Origin of the sequence: Acinetobacter sp. 251-1 (assembly GCF_030329305.1) — a bacterium.
Taxonomy (GTDB): domain Bacteria; phylum Pseudomonadota; class Gammaproteobacteria; order Pseudomonadales; family Moraxellaceae; genus Acinetobacter; species Acinetobacter piscicola_A.
On sequence record NZ_JACANS010000027.1, the window covers coordinates 13375 to 32466 of the forward strand.

The window sequence follows — 19092 nt, forward strand, 5'->3', positions numbered from 1 at the left end:
ATCATGACATTACATATTCAGCCTATTCAAGCCAATATTGGCGCAGTTATTGAAAATGTGGATTTAAATTTGACCGATCCAAAAATCTTGTCAGAGATACATGCAGCTTTATTGCAATATCAAGTGATTTTCTTTAGGAATCAACAGTTACAAGCACAGCAACAGGTCAAACTTGCGAAGTCTTTTGGTCAATTACACATTCATCCAATTTATCCATCGATGAAAGATGCACCTGAGGTGATTATTTTAGATAGTCATGAAACAGATCTGCGAGACAATGAACTGTGGCATACCGATGTGACATTTAGTCATACGCCACCGCTAGGTTGTGTATTGCAAGCCATTAAAATTCCTGAAATGGGTGGTGATACCTTATGGACGAGTGGTACGGCAGCTTTTAAAGCACTACCTGAAGCACTACAACAAAAGTTACGTGGTTTAACTGCAACACACGATATCCGTAAATCATTTCCATTAGAGCGTTTTGGTACGACACCTGAATCACGTGAAAAACTTGAAGCGTCTTTTCGGAACAACCCACCCGTCATTCATCCTGTAATTCGTAGTCATCCTGAAACAGGTGAAGATATTTTATTTATCAATGAAGGTTTTACGACACGAATCAATGAATTGTCTGAAACAGAAAGTGAGACATTATTAGACTTTTTATTTGACCACGCTGTGAAGACAGATTTCCATTTGCGTTGGAAATGGCAACAGGGCGATGTAGCGATTTGGGATAATCGTTGTACACAACATAAAGCATTGTTTGATTATGGCGATGCACATCGGATTATGCATCGTGCAACGATCAATGGGACAGTACCGTATTATCAACAAGCGAGCTAAGCTCTGAATTATTGGTAATATTTTTGAGCAAGTGCTCAATGATTGCTCAATGATATTGAAAGCAGATTAACACATGCAGAATGGGATCTCGTCCGATTGTGTATGTGTTTTATGTTTTTAAAGGGGAAAAACGATCTGACATCCATGTCAACATCGCGAGGGAGAGTTTTGCTCTTTCTAAAAATGAAAGAGCTTTGCCGCATTTTGACCTAATACAAGGTCTTGTTCCTCGGCAAAAGGAACAATTTGGTGAAAGGCATTTACAACCTTTGGATAAGAAACCACACTTTCATGTTGGGTATGCGGCCAATCGCTGCCCCAGACCATTTTTTTAGAAAACCTTGTTCTTTTAGTAAAGAAAATGCATTTTGTGCTGTTGCAACATTTTCAGGAGCAGCACCTAAACGGTAATAGCCTGAAATTTTGATCCAATGCCGTTGAACATCGAGCAAATTTAAAAACTTCTGATAATCTGGATCATCCAAACCTTGTTGTGGTAAAGCACGACCAAAATGATCAATCACAATCTCAAGTTTTGTTATATTTAATAACGGTAAAAGTTGTATCAAATAAGCAGGTGGTGCATGCAATTCAAGTTGGAAGTTGATTTGTTCCAAATTGTAGATGAATGTTTTCCAGTGTGTTTGATTCAGGTCAGGTACAGAATTGCCAAACAAATTGAGTCGTACCCCAACCACACTTTTCGATTTTAAGTCAGCCAATTCTAAGATATAAATGTCAAGATCAACCACAGCGATACCTTTTAAACGCTGTGGATGTTGGCGAATCGCTGCCAACATGGCTTGGTTATTTGTCCCTAGAAAACTAGGTTGTACCAAAACACCATGTGAAAAACCATGTGTATCTAAATGCTGTAAATACTGCTCGACAGTAGCATCATAATTTGGGGTATAGCGTGCTGTAGCAATGCACTGATCCTGCTTAGAAAATACATGGGCATGTGTATCAATACGAATCATTTTAAACTCACAAAACTACTTTTAGGACAATAACAGCAATCAGAGCAGCAATCACACCGACAGGAATTGCTCTAAATAACAACTGATTAAATAATTTATTTCGGTCAATGCCTTCAGGTGCAGACCCCATAATCAAACTACCACCTGAAGAAAATGGAGAAATAGAAGAAGATTGCGCACCTGCGACGATACAAATAAATAGCAGCATTGGGTTTAGTCCAGATGCCGCAGCAATTGCAGGTACGATCGGGAATAAAGTCGGTGTTACGACACCTAAAGTGCTTGAGAAAATAGACATGACAGCACTGATTAAGCAGAGTAATACAGGGATCATCCACATTGGAACGTGTTGTGTTAACCATTCTGCTAATAGGTCAATAATCCCAACTTTGACACCGAGGGAAATTAACATGCCTACCCCACAAATCATGATCAGCGTGCCCCAAGGTACGAGTGCTACCACTTTTTTCTCATCTGCAAGTTTCATGAGTAGGCTAATGAGTGCAAAGAGAATGGCAATAAATGCAATATCAATTTTTGAGTTCAAGAAATAAATAGTTTCTTGTTGTGGGTAGATCAATTGTAAAATTGGGAAAATTAAAACAATGACCATCATTAATAAAATTAAAAATAACGATTTTTTTCTGTGCAGTATTAAATGCTTCAGGGCGGACATCTTCGATTTCAATATTGCTATTTTTACGATTCCATAGGGTATACAGACCTAAAACGACAATAGGAATCAGCATGGTGACCACAAAAATACATGTGGCGTATGCAAAGCTAGTTGAACTATCAATGCCAACATTTTCCATTAAACTTCTGAAGATAATGCCACTTTGCGAGGTCATAAAGTTTGCACCTGCAAGAGCACCATAGTTGACGGCCATGCCGCCAATCACCAAACTCATTTTTGTTTTTTGACAAAGGAGTAAGGTAATCGGTGCCATAAATGCCAATACGGTATAAAAACCTGCACCTAATGCTGCAATAATCGTTGAGGCAGCAAATATAGCTAAAGGTAATAAATATGGATACTTACGACATTTGTAGAGCAGATGTCCCGCTAGACGCTCCAATGCGCCATTTGCCAAAGCAAAGTTGTAAAATAACGTGACTGCAAAAATAATAAAGAAAATTTTTACAGGCCAAAGTTCGATGACTTCAGCAGGTTTCATACCTAAGCCAAAACAACCAATAAAATAAGCACCGACCATAGCAAAAAAACCAATATTGATTTTTGTGATATAGCCCAAGGCAATGGAAAGTGCCAAGGTTGTAAGAATGAGTATGACCACGTTAATCCCTCACTGTAGGAAATATCTATATGAATTTTTGATCATAGTTAAATATACAATATAGACATATAAATATTTAGTCATATATACATATATATGACTTGTTTGGTATTAAAGCCCGATATGCTATTATTGTCAAATCTAGATTTAAAACTGTGCCCCAAATGCTTGATGATATTGCATTTAAAAATTTGAAATTACCACGCTATGTCCAAATCCGTTGGCAATTACAAAAATTGTTGGTCGATTCAAAATGGCAAGTTGATCAACCCATTCCAAGTGAATCAGAACTAGTGAATCAATATGGCGTTTCTATTGGTACGATTCGTAAAGCGGTAGAATGTCTTGTTGAAGATGGATTTTTGGTTAAAATTCAAGGTAAAGGTACGTTTTTAAAATATCCTGATTTTAAATTTTCTCTGATGCGCTTTTTTCATACTACAGAAAAAATGAGTGAACATATTGCGCCGATTGGGGATGTCAAAAAATTAGAAGTGATTGCACCTGCGGTAGATATTAATCAATATCTTGCTTTGGATGCACACGCTGAACTGTTGTATATGGAGCGTGTACGCAAGCAAGCAGATCTAGTGGTGTTGAGTGAAAAGATTTGGTTATCTGCTGATCTGTTTGCGCCGTTAAAAAATATTTCACTAAAGAAAATTGGAAATTTACTTTATCCTTTTTACTATGAACACTGCGGGCAGTTTGTCATTTCAGCAACAGAGCAGCTGACATTTACTACAGAGTATGTTGATGCATATTTACCAACTCAGTCTCCAGTCCCTTTGGTTAAAGTGTGCCGATGGGCAAAAAATATGCAGGGGCAAGTGATCGAATACCGTGAGTCCTATGGTTTGGCTGAAAACTTTCATTATCAAATAGAAATTCATTGATTAAGATTTTAGCTGACGAAAGCTTCTTTTATTTGATAAAAGAGAGCCAATATAGGTTTAGTCCAATAGAGCATATTCCTCTGATCATTTATGCTCGTAAAAAACCCTGATCTTTAATCAGGGTTTTTTTATTGCTTATTATGTTTTGTACACAATATTCTAAAATTGATGGTAAATATTAGAAAAAATATAAAAAGGTAAAATTCAGCAAATGATTGGTGCCTTTAGAGTCACCTAAGGACAATGAATTGGCTGAACCTCCAATTAAAGGATCATTTTTACCTATAATATATTCGGTGACAAAACTATAGTTTTTATAATCTACCGAAGCACCTAAAACACTTCGTGTTGAATCTTGGGCATCCGCTTGTTCTTTGCTATACAAGCTGTACATAGCATAGGGCATGATATTTACGCCGTGATAGACATCTTTAAAAGTGTAACTGATATCAGCGGTATAAAAATTCCCTTGATTTGCCACCTGATATTGATCATCAAAAGACCCGACTGTGGATTGGTGAGGATGATTTAAATCTTGATTATCAACGTCATTTTTTCCACCCGTCAGTGTTAAATTCAAATTGTTATAACTCATTTGGCTAAATACAGCCCACGCTTGTCGACTGCCTGTTTCATGATTGGCTTTATTTTCAATATCAGAATACCAATACGAACCTCCTACAGATAATTTTAACGGACTATTGTCAAAGAATGGCAGCGCTTGTTGCACACGTCCCACCCACATATTTTTTTCTTTCAGTTGCGTCTGATCATTCTGATCAGCATCGATAAAATTTGCAGAATAACGTGCAGCTTCACCATTGCTGCCATGATAACGTCCTGCATCTGTTGGGAAGAATCCCACCTCTAAAGTGGTACTTGTTGCAGGTTTGAATTGGTAATTTAGTCCTAAATTATGCACATCTTCAATCCCGACTTGAGTGTTGATACCACCATAATAATTGGATTCCCAAAAACGTGAAGGTCCAAATGCTAAAGGTTGTACACCCACTTTAATTTGATGTTGATCATTAAATTGATAGTTTGCCCAAGCATCAACCAACGAAGAAAAATCACATAATTTATCAAACTGATAACAACGATATTCAACATGTCCAATCAGTTGCTTGTATTGGTAATCTAAATTTAACTTGGCAGTATCAAATTTTAGACTATGATCTTTATCAGAATAATCTTTATTTTGAAATTTGGCTCTCAAAAAACCCGATACTTTGAGTGTGCCTAAACCTGAATCTTTATCACCAAATTCTAAATTTGAGGCATAGCTTTGACTTGCCATGATCGCCATCGTGATCATCGCGATTTGACTGATTTTCATGAAAACATTCCTTTGCTTAAAAAAGCCATTTCGAATGAAATGGCTCAATAAATGACTTGTATTAATTTGATAATGAACGAGAAATTTTAGGATTGGTGATTTTTGCTGAACGGCTATGCACTTTGACACAGACATAATATAAAACTGAGGTGAAAATTAATCCGACTATCCATGATAGATCAACGCCACCCATTAATTTGGCTATGCTGCCTGTATAAAGTTTGGTATCAATGAAGGGAAGTTGAAATGCAATACCTGCAAAATAACAACCGATGCCGATCATATTCCATCGACCATATTTCCCATCAGGATTGGATAATTCTTCAATGTCACATTTTTCATGAGAAATGAAATAGTAATCAATTAAATTAATCGCACTCCAAGGAATAAAGAAAGTTAATAAGAATAAAATGAATGACTTAAATGCGCTTAGGAAAGAATGTTCACCTAAAATGGCAATAATCGTAGAGATGGCTACAATCCCCACCACAGCGACCAATCGTTGCGTTTTACTGATGCTCAAAGTGCCTTTAAAACTGCTATAAATCGTCGCAATACACATAAAGCAACCATAAGAATTTAAAGTTGAAATGGTCAATTTACCAAATGCAATGCAGAAATATAACAATGCCGCCATCGTACCGACGCTGCCTAAACCAATCACATAAGCGACTTCATTGCCGACAAAATTACCTTGCGCAATTTGTGCAATAAACACCCCAAGGGTCATGGAAATTTGTGAACCGATAAATGAACCACCTGCTACAGCCCAAAACACTTTTTTAGATGAAGTATTACTTGGTAAATACCTTGAATAATCTGCGACATACGGCCCAAATGCAATTTGCCAAGACGCAGATAAAGAAATCGCAAGTAAGAATGAAGACCAATTAAAATGCTTAATTGACATTAACGCAGGTAGATCTGCCAGTAACATGATTTTGGCAAAAATAATGATAAAGGTGATAATGCCTAAAACACTGGCTATTTTACCAATCCAATGAATGACTCTGTAGCCAACTGTTGCGAGTACGATAATAATTGCAGCAAAGATTAAAATCCCTGTGACATTACTGACATGTAAGAGTTTTGCAATGGCTTGTCCAGACAGTACTGTACCTGTCGCCGTAAAGCCGATATACATGAAACACACCAATATAATGGGAATACAGGCGCCAAATACCCCAAACTGTACTCGGCTAGAAATCATTTGAGGTAAACCTAACTTGGGACCTTGAGCGGCATGCAGCGCCATAATTGCAGCACCAAAGGCTTGCCCAATGATTAAACCGATAATCGACCAAAACACATCGCCACCGAGTACGACAGCAAGAGCACCCGTCACAATTGCTGTAATTTGTAGATTTGCGCCAAACCATAAAGTGAACTGGCTAAAAACATTGCCATGCCGTTCATTTTCTGGAATAAAATCGATGGATCGATTTTCTATCAACTTGTTTTTTTGATGGTTTCCCGCATCTTCGCTTTGCTTCATACGAATATCCTTTCGTCTTTTGAGATTTTTCCATAATTACGTCATGGCAACTCAATAAATTTTAGATTTTTCAATCATTTCATGACAAAGCTGAACGAACTATCATAATCAGATTTGCACTGAAATCTATTAACATTTCATACCTATTATCATGATTGTTCATGACTAAACATGTATATACAACATGTGCTGATAAAATAGCCTATTTTTTTAAAAAAAAGCAATATTTTCTAGATGATAATTAATAAATAATTAATTTTATTTAAAATTCAATAACTTATTGTTTTGTTGGGATTGTTAGGATCTACGTTTGATTTTAGATTGAGTATTTTAAAAATTATATTTAAAAACAGTAAGTTGTATTTTTTTTTAAATTATTTATGCGGATTTAGTTTACATCATGATCTTAGTTGTATATACATGTATGTATCTGTATAAATGAAAATATCAAGGATGAAACATGATGGCTAATTTTACACCGCCACTTCAAGGCATCAAAATACTCGATTTAAGTCGTGTCTTAGCAGGACCACACTGTACTGCCATGCTTGGCGATATTGGCGCTCACGTGTTAAAAATCGAAACACCGGGACATGGCGATGACAGTCGTCATCTAGGACCATTTAAAGATGGTGAAAGTGTCTATTTCGATTTAATTAACCGAGGTAAAGATAGCCTAGAGTTGGATTTAAAAAATCCGGAAGATCTCAAAGTCTTTTATACCTTGGCTGAAACTTGTGATGTGATTGTCGAAAATTATCGACCTGGGGTTGCACATCGTTTAAAGGTTGATTTTGAAAGTATTAAAAAAATAAATCCACGCATTGTCTATGCAAGTATCTCTGGTTTTGGTCAACAAGGACCTTTGTCGCAGCATCCTGCTTATGACATTACGGTACAAGCCATGTCGGGTCTTATGAGTGTGACGGGTTTTCCTGAAACAGGTCCAACACGTGTGGGTGAATCGATAGGCGATATCTTTGCAGGAGCTTATGCGGCATGGGCGATCAGCAGTGCATTATTTGCCCGTGAGCGTGGTGCTGAAGCTCAACATATTGATGTCGCGATGTTTGATGTCATGGTCAGTATGCAAATGACGGGTTTAGCCAATTTATTTGCCAATAAAAAAGCACCAAGTGTTGTTGGTAATCGTCATCCTGTATCGACCCCTTTTGATACCTATCATGCCCAAGATGGTTTGATGGTGATTGCTGTCGCGAACGATAAATTGTTTGCGACGCTATGCCGAACAATGCAGCGTGAAGATCTGATTAGCAGTGAATTATTTAAAACCGATCCATTAAGAACAGCCAATGAAAAACAATTGAAGCAAGAAATTGAACAATGGTTGGGTCAGTTATCCGTTGAACAGGCGTGTGATGTTTTACTGAATAACGGTGTGCCTGCTGCACCTGTATGGAATTTAGAAGAAACGGTGAATAGTGAACAAGCCAAAGCGCGAGAATTATTCGTAGCGGTTGCGGGTTCAGATATTCCTCTCGTACCACAACCTGTATGGTTTAACGGAATTAAACCGCATGCACAAAAAGCATCACCAGTATTGGGTGAGTCCAATCACAAATTTGCTCAAGCATAATTTAATTTAACAAGGAATGAATCCATGAATTTTTCAATGAATGAAACAGAACAAGCTATTGTCGAAACAGCACAAGAAGTTTCACGTAATGTATTAAAAGAAAATGCGCAGCGTTATGATGAAGCTGAGGCTTTTTGTAGTGAAAGTCTTAAAGCTTTGGGCGAACTTGGTTTTATGGGGATAAATCTACCTGAACAATATGGTGGTTTGGGTATTTCAAGTATTGCTATGAGTCATGTAGTTGCTGCGGTTACAGCGGGTTGTGCATCTACAGCATCAACATTGACAGCACATTTTCTTGCGACAGATTCGATTTTAATTGGTGCGAGCGAAGAACAAAAACTCGCTTATTTACCTCAATGTGCAGATGGAACTTTGCTTGGCGCATTTGGATTAACTGAACCTGCTGCAGGGTCAAATCCTGCGGGAATGCTGACTAAAGCGAAAAAGGAAAATGATGGTTGGCGAATCCAAGGCAGTAAACACTATATTACCAATGCTGCAGAAGCTGATTTTATTGTGCTCTATGCTAAAACAGATGAAGCATTGAAACATAAAGGAATTAGTGCGTTTATTATTCCCAAAGGAACAGAGGGGGTACAATTTTCCAAACCAGAAAAAACCATGGGTTTAAAAGGCAGTCATATTTACGAAATATCATTTGATTGTTGGGTACCGAGTAGTGCCTTGATGGGACAGGAAGGGGCTGGCTTTAGTACAGCGATGGAGGTTCTCGATCGAGGACGTGTCGAAGTGGCGGCTATGGCAATGGGCATTAGCCAAGCTGCGATTGAATACACCTTGCTTTGGGCAAAAGAGCGCATGATTGGTGGGAAGCCATTATCCTCATATCAAAATACGCAATGGAAAATTGCAGAAATGCATAGCCAATATGAGGCTGCGGAGCTTTTAACAATGAAAGCGGCCTATGCCCGAGATTATCTGGAAAGATATAGTTTAGAGTCCGCTACAGCCAAATTATTTGCCTCGGAAGCATGTGCTTTTATTACCGATAATGCGTTGCAACTGCATGGTGGTTATGGATTTATTCGAGATTTGCCTCTAGAACGCTTTGTGCGAGATGCGCGTATTCTTCGTATTTTTGAAGGGACGTCTGAAATTCAAAAATTGATTATTTCACGCGCTGTGATTTTAGGTTGATTTAAGCAAATTATGACAAAGGAGCGTAAGCTCCTTTTTTATTTATATTAAGATTTTTAATTAATACTCATTATAAAACAATTATTTAATAATCATCTTGAAAAATATAAAAAAATATCTTGCAGAGTATAAAAATATTAGTATATAAATGTATATACAAGTACATACATATTAAAATTTTAATGTCAAAGAAAGGAGTCTACTCAATGACTAATTCAGTAAATACAAAAAACTTCAATAAGGATGAAGTTTACTCAGCAGAAAAAACCGCTAGCCCAACTAAATTCCGTGATGTTGAAATTCGTTCACCTCGTGGCACAGAACTCAATGCAAAAAGTTGGATGACTGAAGCACCATTGCGTATGCTCATGAATAACCTTGATCCAGATGTGGCAGAAAACCCGAAAGAGCTTGTGGTGTATGGTGGAATTGGACGTGCAGCGCGTAACTGGGAATGTTTTGATAAAATTGTTGAAACGCTAAAAAAATTAGAAAATGATGAAACACTCATGGTTCAATCGGGTAAACCTGTAGGCGTGTTTAAAACGCATCAAGATGCGCCACGTGTTTTAATTGCCAATTCAAACATCGTACCGCATTGGGCAAATTGGGAACATTTCAATGAACTTGATGCGAAAGGTTTGGCTATGTATGGTCAAATGACAGCAGGTTCTTGGATCTACATCGGTAGTCAAGGCATTGTACAAGGGACATTTGAGACATTTGTAGAAGCAGGGCGTCAACATTATAACGGCAGCTTACAAGGTCGTTGGGTATTGACGGCAGGCTTAGGCGGCATGGGCGGTGCGCAACCTTTGGCGGCAACATTGGCGGGTGCATGTTCACTGAATATTGAATGTCAACAATCTCGTATTGATTTCCGTTTACGCACGCGTTATGTCGATGAACAAGCCGTAGATCTAGATGATGCACTTGCGCGTATTGCAAAATACACCGCAGAAGGTAAAGCGATTTCTATCGCACTTTGTGGAAATGCCGCAGAAATTTTACCTGAAATGGTACGCCGTGGTGTTCGTCCTGATTTAGTGACAGATCAAACCAGTGCACATGATCCGCTGAATGGTTATTTACCTGTGGGTTTAACTTGGGAAGAATATCGTGAAAAAGCAGTGTCAGAACCTGCAACTACAGTAAAAGCCGCTAAACAATCGATGGCTGAACATGTAAAAGCCATGTTGGCATTCCAAGCGCAAGGCATTCCAACTTTTGACTATGGTAATAATATTCGTCAGATGGCTCAGGATGAAGGTGTGACAAATGCCTTTGATTTCCCCGGTTTTGTTCCAGCTTATGTACGTCCTTTATTCTGCCGTGGTATTGGTCCTTTCCGTTGGGTTGCCTTGTCAGGTGATGCAGAAGATATTTATCGTACCGATGAAAAAGTAAAAGAGTTGATTCCTGATGATGCGCATTTGCACCATTGGTTAGACATGGCGAAAGAACGCATTAGCTTCCAAGGTTTACCTGCACGTATTTGCTGGGTTGGCTTAGGTCAACGTGCCAAATTAGGTCTTGCTTTTAATGAAATGGTACGTCAAGGCGTGTTAAAAGCACCGATTGTGATTGGTCGTGATCATCTCGATTCAGGTTCTGTGGCAAGTCCAAATCGTGAAACTGAAGCGATGCAAGATGGTTCAGACACTGTTTCAGATTGGCCATTGCTTAATGCATTATTAAATACAGCAAGTGGTGCAACATGGGTTTCTTTGCATCATGGTGGCGGTGTAGGGATGGGCTATTCACAACATTCGGGTGTCGTAATTGTATGTGATGGTTCTGAAGAGGCAGATCGTCGAATTATGCGTGTATTGACCAATGACCCTGCTACAGGGGTGATGCGTCATGCAGATGCAGGTTATCAAATTGCGATTGATTGTGCTAAAGAGCAAAATCTAAATCTTCCGATGATTAACGGTTAATATTTTATTAAATCAACAGGTTATTCATAGCACATGAATAGCCTTTTTTTATCTGCATTTTAGCGACACACTTCAGGATGAGTAAAATGAACACGATTTGGCACAATTGTCATATTGCCACCATGCAGAATGGTAACTATTCAATCATTGAAGATGCGGCAATCATCACCGCTATGGGTAAAATCACTTGGATTGGTTCAAAGCATCACATGCCTCCACAAGACCGTGTGCAAAGTGTCGATCTCAATGGCTTTTGGGTTACACCAGGAATGATCGATTGTCATACCCATAGTGTATTTGCAGGGAATCGAAGTGTAGAATTTGAACAACGGCTTAAGGGCGTCAGTTATGAGGAAATCGCGGCACAGGGTGGTGGAATCGCAAGTACAGTACGAAATACGCGTGAAGCTTCTGAAATTGAATTGCGTGAAATTGCCATCAAACGTATTCGACACTTATTAAAAGAAGGCGTGACTACTTTAGAAATAAAATCAGGTTATGGCTTAGATCTTAAAAATGAGCGAAAAATGCTGAGAGTTATACGCCAACTTGCAGCAATATTACCTGTACACATTCGCAGTACATGTTTAGCAGCACATGCAATACCGCCAGAATATAAAAATAATGCTCAAGCATATATTGAAATGATTTGCGATACCTTATTGCCACAACTTGCCTCAGAAGGCTTGATTGATGCGGTTGATGCTTTTTGTGAGCATTTAGCGTTTAGTCCTGCCCAAGTAGAACAGGTTTTTCAAGCTGCACAGCGACTTAATTTACCCGTAAAAATACATGCAGAACAGCTATCTGCACTACATGGTTCTAGCCTTGCAGCCAAATATTTGGCGTTATCAGCAGATCATTTAGAATATTTGAGCGAAGAAGATGCGGTGGCAATGGCACAAGCGGGTACAGTAGCTGTTTTACTTCCTGGCGCATTCTATTTTTTACGTGAAACCCAATATCCAGATCTTGCCGCACTCCATAAGCATAATGTCAAAATTGCTTTGGCAACGGATTTAAATCCGGGTACATCTCCCGTTTTGTCTTTACGTTTAATGATGAATATGGGCAGCACGCTGTTTAAACTGACGCCAGAACAAACACTTGCAGGCGTGACTTACAATGCTGCACATGCTTTAGGTTTGCAAGCAAGTCATGGCAGTTTAGAGGTTGGCAAAGTCGCTGATTTTATCGCATGGGATATTCAACATCCTTCAGAAATTACCTATTGGCTCGGTGGAGATCTTGATAAACGTGTGATTTATCAAGGTGAAGAACGACATATCTAACCTTTAAAAAATATTGATAGATGACTAAAGTCAAAGGATGACACGATGAATAAGACTTTTCAGTGGGTGGGTCGTTGTGATGGTATGCAGCTTTCACACATGAGAATGCATCAAATGATTGATCAACACATTGATCAGGCAAACACTCAAGTAAAAAATGATCAAACCTACACACTTATCGGCTTTTGTAGTGATGAAGGTGTGCAACGTAACCAAGGGCGGGTGGGTGCAGCCCTTGCGCCTGATCTGATTCGTAAACAATTGGCAAACCTACCTGTGCATCAGCCGATTCATGTGGAAGATGCAGGGAATATTGAATGTATCGATCATGCACTTGAGCAAGCTCAACAGCAGTTATCGACAACAGTCACGACATTTTTATCACAAGGAAAATATCCCATTGTTTTAGGTGGAGGGCATGAAGTTGCTTATGGTAGCTTCAAAGGCTTGTTTGATTTTGCTGAAAGCAATCTCGATGAAAATGGATGTTCACAGCAAATCGGAATTATTAATTTTGATGCACATTTTGATTTAAGAGATCATCCTGAAGCAACTTCGGGTACGCCATTTTTGCAAGCAGCGAAGCTGAGTCAAAGCCAAGGGAAAAATTTTGCATACTTATGTTTAGGTGTTGCTCAACATGCCAATACTAAAATATTATTTGATACCGCAGATACACTGCACTGCCAATATGTATATGACTATGAAATGTCAGCAGTTTTAGATCATCAAATCAAAGATAAAATTCAAAAGTTTATTGATCAAGTTGATCTGATTTATATCACAGTTGATTTAGATGTATTTTCCGCACATATTGCACCTGGTGTGAGTGCACCAGCGGTTCGAGGCATTGATGTAGCAACATTTGAAAATATTTTTAATTTAATCTGTGCGAGTGGTAAAGTCCGCTTACTGGATATTGCCGAATGTAATCCAAAATATGATATCGATCAGCATACTGCGAAACTCGCAGCATATATTATTTATCAGTATCTTTTTTATAGAAAAATCTAGCGTTTGAATAAAAGTGCTAAAGCTCTTAGCTATAGCTTATAAAACCAGGGAAATATTTAATACAAGTCAGTTAAGTTTTTTTTTAATCCTCCCCAACCCTCCTTTTTCAAAGGAGGGAGCTATCCATTACTAAAAATCACTCTAATTACAGGTAGTTCCCCTCTTTTTCAAAGAGGGGTTAGGGGAGATTTTTAAGAATTTATCCCTAAATTTAGCTTAACTAATCAGCATTAGGGAAATCCTGGTTTTTTTACTGAAATGCTGAAAGTTGTATAACGTAATAGGTGGTATCGGGGTGATGGATGTGAACATCTAGTGCTAACTGTTGGTTGTTTTCAATTTTGATTAATTGTTGTGCATTTACTGCGTATTCACGCTCATCTATTTTTAAGCTTAGTGCCTGTGCAGAAGCATTGAACACAAAGAGCAAATTTGCTGTATATGCATGGCAGTGGTCTTGTTGATAACATTGCATTTCAGCATGATAACGATCAGCTTGATAGATTAAATTAAAATCTCGAATAGCGCCGTTGACCAAAGAAGCATAGATCGGATCAGTCCCTGAAAAATAATAAATATCATGCTTTTTAAGTTGAATATTCTGCTGATGATCTTGGTATTGGAGAGTGATTCCATTTCCCTCTAACAGGCTAATAATTCTATTTTTTTGTGGAAAAGTTGAAAATTGACTATCACAATTTACATCTGCAATGGAGATCCGCCAATCAAAATGCTGCATCGTGTCATGACTACATGCGAGTTGTAGCGTTTGACCTAATCCATTTTTCCAAGGCATAGATTGATAGTCTTCATGCATAAAAGTTTGCACGATCATGAGGTAAATTTACCTTCTAATTGGTAACGACTGCCTGGATAAATTAATCGTGCGCTTGAAATCACATTATTTTTGGACCAAGTGCGGCGTTGTATAAATAAGCAGGGTTCATTTTTAGTAATTTTCAACCATTTACATTCTTGAGCTGAAGCGACAATCGCCTTTACCGTATGTTCACCCTCAGTCATAGGGGCAATAGACATCAAATAGGCATTGGGTGTTACAAGCGTAAAGTCTTGTTGTAGATAATCTGGAATAATCGCAGCATTGACAAAACGTTCTTCGATTTGTACCGGAATCTCATTTTCATAATGCACAATAATAGAGTGAAAAATTGATTGTCCTTCACGTATTTGCATCGTATATGCTTGTGTCGGATCAGCTTTAATCGCTTCCAAAACAAAAACTTGGGCACGATGCTTGTGATTTCGAGCCTGTATTTCATCTGCAATATTATTAATTTCAAAAAGTGCAGTATGGCGTTTTTCTTCAGCTACAAATGATCCAACCCCTTGTACACGTACCAAGATGCCTTCAGCAGTCAGCTCACGTAAGGCCCGATTTACGGTCATGCGACTACAACCCAGTAACTTAACCAGTTCACTTTCAGAAGGAATTTTAGTGTTAACTGTCCATGTGCCATTATTAATATTATTATTGATCAAAAGCTTGACCTGCATATAGATCGGTATTGGGCCATTTTCATCGAATGTCATGTCATTGTTAGGATTATTTTGTATTTGAGTCATTTCGATACAACTTTAGAACTTAAACATAGATTTTACAGAGAATTTTTCATCTTGTATATACATGTTGTATTGAACTATATTTAGACAATGAAAAAGCGTTTGTGGATCTCTTTTAGTCTGATGTGATGTGGAAAATATCGTATTGTGTTGCTATAGAGGGTTTTCATGGAGAAATAGATAAGAAAGAAATAAAAAAATTATAAGTTGTTGTTATGTTTTAAAATCAATAGCTCCGAAGATGCCGCTGCATGGTCGTTACCCTGAACCCGATGAGTTCAAGGTGGACACGACGCGTACTTAATGGGTTTCCCACTCGAAGATGGGCATACACTCAAAATACACAGAACGCATCCGTAAGTTTAAGTATCGGCAGGGGAATAGACGTACTGGCGAACATCCCAGAGTTATACTAAGTATACATATTCTCAGTGAGCAGGCAAATGCCCATCCATACGAAAATGAGCAATTTTATGATCTATAGGAGTTAACTGCACAAACAAAGCTCAATTTATACTGTCTTTTCAACGTCTTTTAGAATCTCTTCTAGCAAACGTTCGCAATGTGTATATTCTTGTAAGGACTTGTTCATGCTTAATACTTCTTGCATGAGTTCTAAAGCCACCATGATCATCAGTTTGTTATGTTCCATGTTGGGCGCTTTACGGCGAAATTCTTGAAATTTTTCATTCAATAAATTACCGGCACGTTCTAACTCTGCTTTTTTTTCAGCAGTCGTGCTTAAACGAAAAATTTGTTCAATTAAACGTAATTCAACAACAACAACCTCAGACATGATTAAACTTCCTCATTGGTTTCAGATGGATGAGCAAGTTGTTGAATTTCTTGCGCATGATGATCTTGTTCAGTGCCTAAAATCGCTAAACGTTGAATAATGGCTTCAACTTTAGATTTGGCATGATCATTTTTCTGAATTAAACGTTCACGCTCATTTAACAAGTCTTTGATTTCTTGTTGCGAATGACGTTGTTCTGTCTGTAATTTTTCTTTGACTAGACGTAACTCGTTGCGTTCAGCCAAAATTTCTTGAAAGCGTGTTTTAAGGTCGGTGCAGCTTTTTTCTAAACGTCCATAACGTTCAGCTAACGAGGTTGCATCGGTATTGAGCTGATTAAACTGTTTTTGCAAAGCAGTGAGTTGTTCGTTCAAGCTTTCAATTTCATCTTGCTTTTGGGTGATAATGCCATTTTTCTGCAAGATCTGAGTATGTGCTTGTTCCTCACTGTGATCTTTCTCTTTTAACAGTGCTACATTTTCTTTCTCAGTCGTTTCGATACGTGTTTTTAAAACACCAATATGCGTTTGTAGACGCTGTAATTGTTCTAGCATAACGGGTCGCACAGATTTGCAATCAAAGGTAATATATACAGAAGTATAGAGATTGGATAAACGAATGCAAGACGATATTTCAGGTTGGTCAGATTGGGATCAAAATTTTGGTCAAATTGAAGAAATTTCAAGTCCAAGTGAGTTACATGGCTTACTCACGGGTATAGTTTGTGTTACCGAAGCACCATCTCGTGATGAATGGTTACAAATTTTATCGAGCATTGATGTACCAAAAGTCAACGAAGATGCATTGGCGATTTTAGCTGAAGAAGCAGAAGACATTGCACATGCCTTGTCTGAAGATGAATTGGACTATTTACCGTTATTGCCTGATGACGAACATCCTTTGGTAGAACGTGTACAAGCACTTGCTGATTGGTGTGCGGGTGTGGTTCTAGGTTTTGGTTTGGCTTCAGGTCATATTCGTTCTGACGAGCAAGAGTTGATTGAAAGTTTACAAGATGTCGCTTCGGTTGAATTTGACGAATCTGACAATGATGAAGAAGGCGAAGAAAGCTACTTAGAACTCTATGAGTTTGTACGTTTAATTCCCGTATCATTGTCAATGGGGCGTAAGAAAATTCCTGTGCTAGAAAGTTCTTTGTTGCAAAATTTTCATAACAAAATGAAACCTATCATTGAGGCATCAGACAGTGGTAACGTGGTAGAGGTTTTTACACCGCACCGCCCAAGCTAAAATCTAAAACAAGACTTTTTGAATGAAGATTGTTTCTGATATTTGAAAGGTCTTGGAATTTTTTTAACTTAATTTTCATCCATCTAACAATAAGCTGAATCAATAATGAAATTAACCCAAGCCGATTTTCAAGAACGTCGTGACCGCCTTGCAGCACAAATGGGTCCTAACAGTATTGCGATTATTGCAACCAGTCCTGAAGTAATGCGCAATCGTGATGCAGACTATAAGTTTCGTGCAGACAGTAGTTTTTTCTATTTAACAGGCTTTGCTGAACCTGAAGCGGTTGCGGTCATTGAAACAGATGCGAGCTGTGAAGATTACACTTATAGTCTGTTCTGTCGTGAACGTGATCGTGAGATGGAAATTTGGAATGGTTATCGCGCAGGCATAGATGGCGCTGTGGATGATTATGATGCAGATGAAGCTTATGCGATTGATTTATTAGATGAAGAAATCATCGAAAAATTACTCAACAAAGACAAATTATTTTATCGCATCGGACAACGTGCTGAGTTTGATGCACGTGTGGCACAGTGGATTGCCAAAGCTACGGGTGAAACTCGCCGTGGAACGTCTGCACCTGCACAAATTGTGCAGTTAGATCGTATTGTAGATGAAATGCGTTTGCATAAATCAGACAAAGAAATTCAGTTAATGCAAATTGCATCGAATATTAGTGCTGAAGCGCATACGCGTGCTATGCAAACGGTACAGCCTAATATGATGGAATATGCTTTAGAGGCTGAACTAAATTATATTTTTGGTAAAAATGGTTGTGTGCCGTCATATAACAGTATTGTAGGTGGGGGCGAAAATGGCTGTATTTTGCATTATGTGGAAAATAATAAACCATTAAAAGATGGTGATTTGGTTCTCATTGATGCAGCGTGTGAGTACGAACTTTATGCTTCGGACATTACCCGTACTTTCCCTGTAAATGGCAAGTTTAGCCCTGAACAAAAAGCACTTTATCAAGTGGTGTTAGATTCACAAATTGCGGCGATTGATGCAGTACGGATCGGTAATTCTTATAAAGAACCACATAATATTGCGGTACAAATCCTTGTTCAAGGCTTGCTTGATTTAGGCATTATGAAAGGTGATCTTGACGAGATTATTGAAACTGAAAGCTATCGTCAATTTTATATGCATGGCACAGGGCATTGGCTTGGGATGGATGTGCATGATGTCGGTACATATAAGCATGGTGAAGATTGGCGTGTATATGAAGAAGGCATGGTGGTCACAGTTGAGCCGGGGTTGTATATTGCACCTGACGATGAGACTGTGGATGTGAAATGGCGTGGTATCGGCATTCGTATTGAGGATGATGTAGTCGCAACTTCAAATGGCCCGTTGGTTTTGACCAAAAATGTGGTGAAGTCTGTAGAAGATATTGAAGCATTGATGGCGAAGTCGAAGTGAATTTTATGTGGTAAAAGTGCTAAGCCAGTCAGTTTATAAACTGACTGGCTTAATAGTGTTGGGATTTGTACTTTTTAAAAAATTGATGTGTGCTGAAAAGGTAATACCCCCATTATTAACTGAGGTCAAAATTAGAAAACTCCAAGCCCTTGTTATCGTTTAAAGTTAGGTGGTC

15 protein-coding genes, 1 other RNA gene and 2 pseudogenes are annotated in these 19092 nt (G+C 38.3%); 9 read left to right on the forward strand and 9 right to left on the reverse strand.

Features of this window, described 5'->3' with window-relative positions:
* The first annotated feature begins 3 nt into the window (after positions 1-3).
* Positions 4-849 carry a taurine dioxygenase gene (tauD, locus tag HX129_RS16410; RefSeq protein WP_286434960.1) on the forward strand — a complete coding sequence of 282 codons (846 nt, stop codon included), beginning with the start codon at positions 4-6 and terminating at the stop codon, positions 847-849.
* Positions 850-1026: 177 nt separating this feature from the next.
* Here the strand turns inward: tauD and HX129_RS16420 are convergent.
* Positions 1027-1829: pseudogene (locus tag HX129_RS16420) on the reverse strand (amidohydrolase family protein).
* Between the two features lie 7 nt (positions 1830-1836).
* Positions 1837-3127, reverse strand: a pseudogene (locus HX129_RS16425) (SLC13 family permease).
* A 164-nt stretch (positions 3128-3291) separates the two neighbouring features.
* Here HX129_RS16425 and HX129_RS16430 point away from each other — a divergent pair.
* Positions 3292-4023 carry a GntR family transcriptional regulator gene (locus HX129_RS16430; RefSeq protein WP_286434963.1) on the forward strand — a complete coding sequence of 244 codons (732 nt, stop codon included), beginning with the start codon at positions 3292-3294 and terminating at the stop codon, positions 4021-4023.
* Positions 4024-4201: 178 nt separating this feature from the next.
* Here the strand turns inward: HX129_RS16430 and HX129_RS16435 are convergent, their stop codons facing one another.
* Both HX129_RS16435 and HX129_RS16440 read right to left on the reverse strand, forming a co-directional pair.
* A complete protein-coding gene (locus tag HX129_RS16435; RefSeq protein WP_286434964.1) occupies positions 4202-5362 on the reverse strand; it encodes a hypothetical protein in 1161 nt (386 codons plus the stop codon).
* Positions 5363-5423: 61 nt separating this feature from the next.
* Entirely contained in the window at positions 5424-6857 is a 1434-nt protein-coding gene (locus tag HX129_RS16440) for a purine-cytosine permease family protein (RefSeq protein ID WP_286434965.1), read from the reverse strand.
* 460 nt (positions 6858-7317) lie between these two features.
* On the opposite strand from HX129_RS16440, the gene HX129_RS16445 reads away from it, so the two are divergent.
* From HX129_RS16445 to hutG, 5 genes are all read left to right on the forward strand, one after another.
* Positions 7318-8454: a CaiB/BaiF CoA transferase family protein gene (locus HX129_RS16445; protein WP_286434966.1), complete on the forward strand. Its 1137-nt coding sequence runs from the start codon at positions 7318-7320 to the stop codon at positions 8452-8454.
* Between the two features lie 24 nt (positions 8455-8478).
* Positions 8479-9615 carry an acyl-CoA dehydrogenase family protein gene (locus HX129_RS16450; RefSeq protein WP_286434967.1) on the forward strand — a complete coding sequence of 379 codons (1137 nt, stop codon included), beginning with the start codon at positions 8479-8481 and terminating at the stop codon, positions 9613-9615.
* 206 nt (positions 9616-9821) lie between these two features.
* On the forward strand, positions 9822-11555 hold the full coding sequence (hutU, locus tag HX129_RS16455) for a urocanate hydratase (RefSeq protein WP_286436339.1): 1734 nt from the start codon (positions 9822-9824) through the stop codon (positions 11553-11555).
* 86 nt (positions 11556-11641) lie between these two features.
* The gene (gene hutI, locus HX129_RS16460) at positions 11642-12847 is read left to right on the forward strand and encodes an imidazolonepropionase (protein WP_286434969.1); all 1206 of its coding nucleotides are present in this window, start codon (positions 11642-11644) and stop codon (positions 12845-12847) included.
* Between the two features lie 45 nt (positions 12848-12892).
* Positions 12893-13861 (forward strand): formimidoylglutamase, encoded by a 969-nt coding sequence (gene hutG / locus HX129_RS16465; protein ID WP_286434970.1) that lies wholly within the window; start codon positions 12893-12895, stop codon positions 13859-13861.
* 250 nt (positions 13862-14111) lie between these two features.
* Here the strand turns inward: hutG and HX129_RS16470 are convergent, their stop codons facing one another.
* The 5 genes from HX129_RS16470 to HX129_RS16490 form a co-directional block, all read right to left on the reverse strand.
* Positions 14112-14696, reverse strand: a complete 585-nt coding sequence (locus tag HX129_RS16470; RefSeq protein ID WP_286434971.1) for a HutD/Ves family protein — start codon at positions 14694-14696, stop codon at positions 14112-14114.
* The gene (hutC, locus tag HX129_RS16475; protein ID WP_286434972.1) at positions 14693-15445 is read right to left on the reverse strand and encodes a histidine utilization transcriptional repressor HutC; all 753 of its coding nucleotides are present in this window, start codon (positions 15443-15445) and stop codon (positions 14693-14695) included. The genes HX129_RS16470 and hutC overlap by 4 nt, the downstream gene beginning before the upstream one ends.
* 225 nt (positions 15446-15670) lie before the next feature.
* Positions 15671-15853: non-coding RNA, 6S RNA (gene ssrS, locus HX129_RS16480), on the reverse strand.
* A gap of 100 nt (positions 15854-15953) precedes the next feature.
* Complete coding sequence (locus HX129_RS16485; RefSeq protein WP_130074938.1) at positions 15954-16238, reverse strand: cell division protein ZapA; 285 nt, start codon at positions 16236-16238, stop codon at positions 15954-15956.
* Positions 16239-16240: 2 nt separating this feature from the next.
* Positions 16241-16792 (reverse strand): hypothetical protein, encoded by a 552-nt coding sequence (locus HX129_RS16490; protein ID WP_130074937.1) that lies wholly within the window; start codon positions 16790-16792, stop codon positions 16241-16243.
* A gap of 64 nt (positions 16793-16856) precedes the next feature.
* Between HX129_RS16490 and HX129_RS16495 the strand changes: the two genes are divergently transcribed.
* Both HX129_RS16495 and pepP read left to right on the forward strand, forming a co-directional pair.
* The gene (locus HX129_RS16495; protein ID WP_130074936.1) at positions 16857-17489 is read left to right on the forward strand and encodes a UPF0149 family protein; all 633 of its coding nucleotides are present in this window, start codon (positions 16857-16859) and stop codon (positions 17487-17489) included.
* Positions 17490-17594: 105 nt separating this feature from the next.
* Entirely contained in the window at positions 17595-18917 is a 1323-nt protein-coding gene (pepP, locus tag HX129_RS16500) for a Xaa-Pro aminopeptidase (protein ID WP_286434973.1), read from the forward strand.
* Positions 18918-19092: the final 175 nt, after the last annotated feature.

Excerpts from the sequence above, each read along its gene's own strand:
- HX129_RS16470 (WP_286434971.1), bottom strand. The coding sequence starts at position 14,696 with ATGATCGTGCAAACTTTTATGCATGAAGACTATCAATCTATGCCTTGG.
- hutU (WP_286436339.1), top strand. The coding sequence starts at position 9,822 with ATGACTAATTCAGTAAATACAAAAAACTTCAATAAGGATGAAGTTTAC.
- HX129_RS16430 (WP_286434963.1), top strand. The coding sequence starts at position 3,292 with ATGCTTGATGATATTGCATTTAAAAATTTGAAATTACCACGCTATGTC.
- tauD (WP_286434960.1), top strand. The coding sequence starts at position 4 with ATGACATTACATATTCAGCCTATTCAAGCCAATATTGGCGCAGTTATT.
- hutG (WP_286434970.1), top strand. The coding sequence starts at position 12,893 with ATGAATAAGACTTTTCAGTGGGTGGGTCGTTGTGATGGTATGCAGCTT.
- HX129_RS16445 (WP_286434966.1), top strand. The coding sequence starts at position 7,318 with ATGATGGCTAATTTTACACCGCCACTTCAAGGCATCAAAATACTCGAT.
- HX129_RS16450 (WP_286434967.1), top strand. The coding sequence starts at position 8,479 with ATGAATTTTTCAATGAATGAAACAGAACAAGCTATTGTCGAAACAGCA.
- hutC (WP_286434972.1), bottom strand. The coding sequence starts at position 15,445 with ATGACTCAAATACAAAATAATCCTAACAATGACATGACATTCGATGAA.
- hutI (WP_286434969.1), top strand. The coding sequence starts at position 11,642 with ATGAACACGATTTGGCACAATTGTCATATTGCCACCATGCAGAATGGT.
- pepP (WP_286434973.1), top strand. The coding sequence starts at position 17,595 with ATGAAATTAACCCAAGCCGATTTTCAAGAACGTCGTGACCGCCTTGCA.
- HX129_RS16490 (WP_130074937.1), bottom strand. The coding sequence starts at position 16,792 with ATGCTAGAACAATTACAGCGTCTACAAACGCATATTGGTGTTTTAAAA.
- HX129_RS16485 (WP_130074938.1), bottom strand. The coding sequence starts at position 16,238 with ATGTCTGAGGTTGTTGTTGTTGAATTACGTTTAATTGAACAAATTTTT.
- HX129_RS16435 (WP_286434964.1), bottom strand. The coding sequence starts at position 5,362 with ATGAAAATCAGTCAAATCGCGATGATCACGATGGCGATCATGGCAAGT.
- HX129_RS16495 (WP_130074936.1), top strand. The coding sequence starts at position 16,857 with ATGCAAGACGATATTTCAGGTTGGTCAGATTGGGATCAAAATTTTGGT.
- HX129_RS16440 (WP_286434965.1), bottom strand. The coding sequence starts at position 6,857 with ATGAAGCAAAGCGAAGATGCGGGAAACCATCAAAAAAACAAGTTGATA.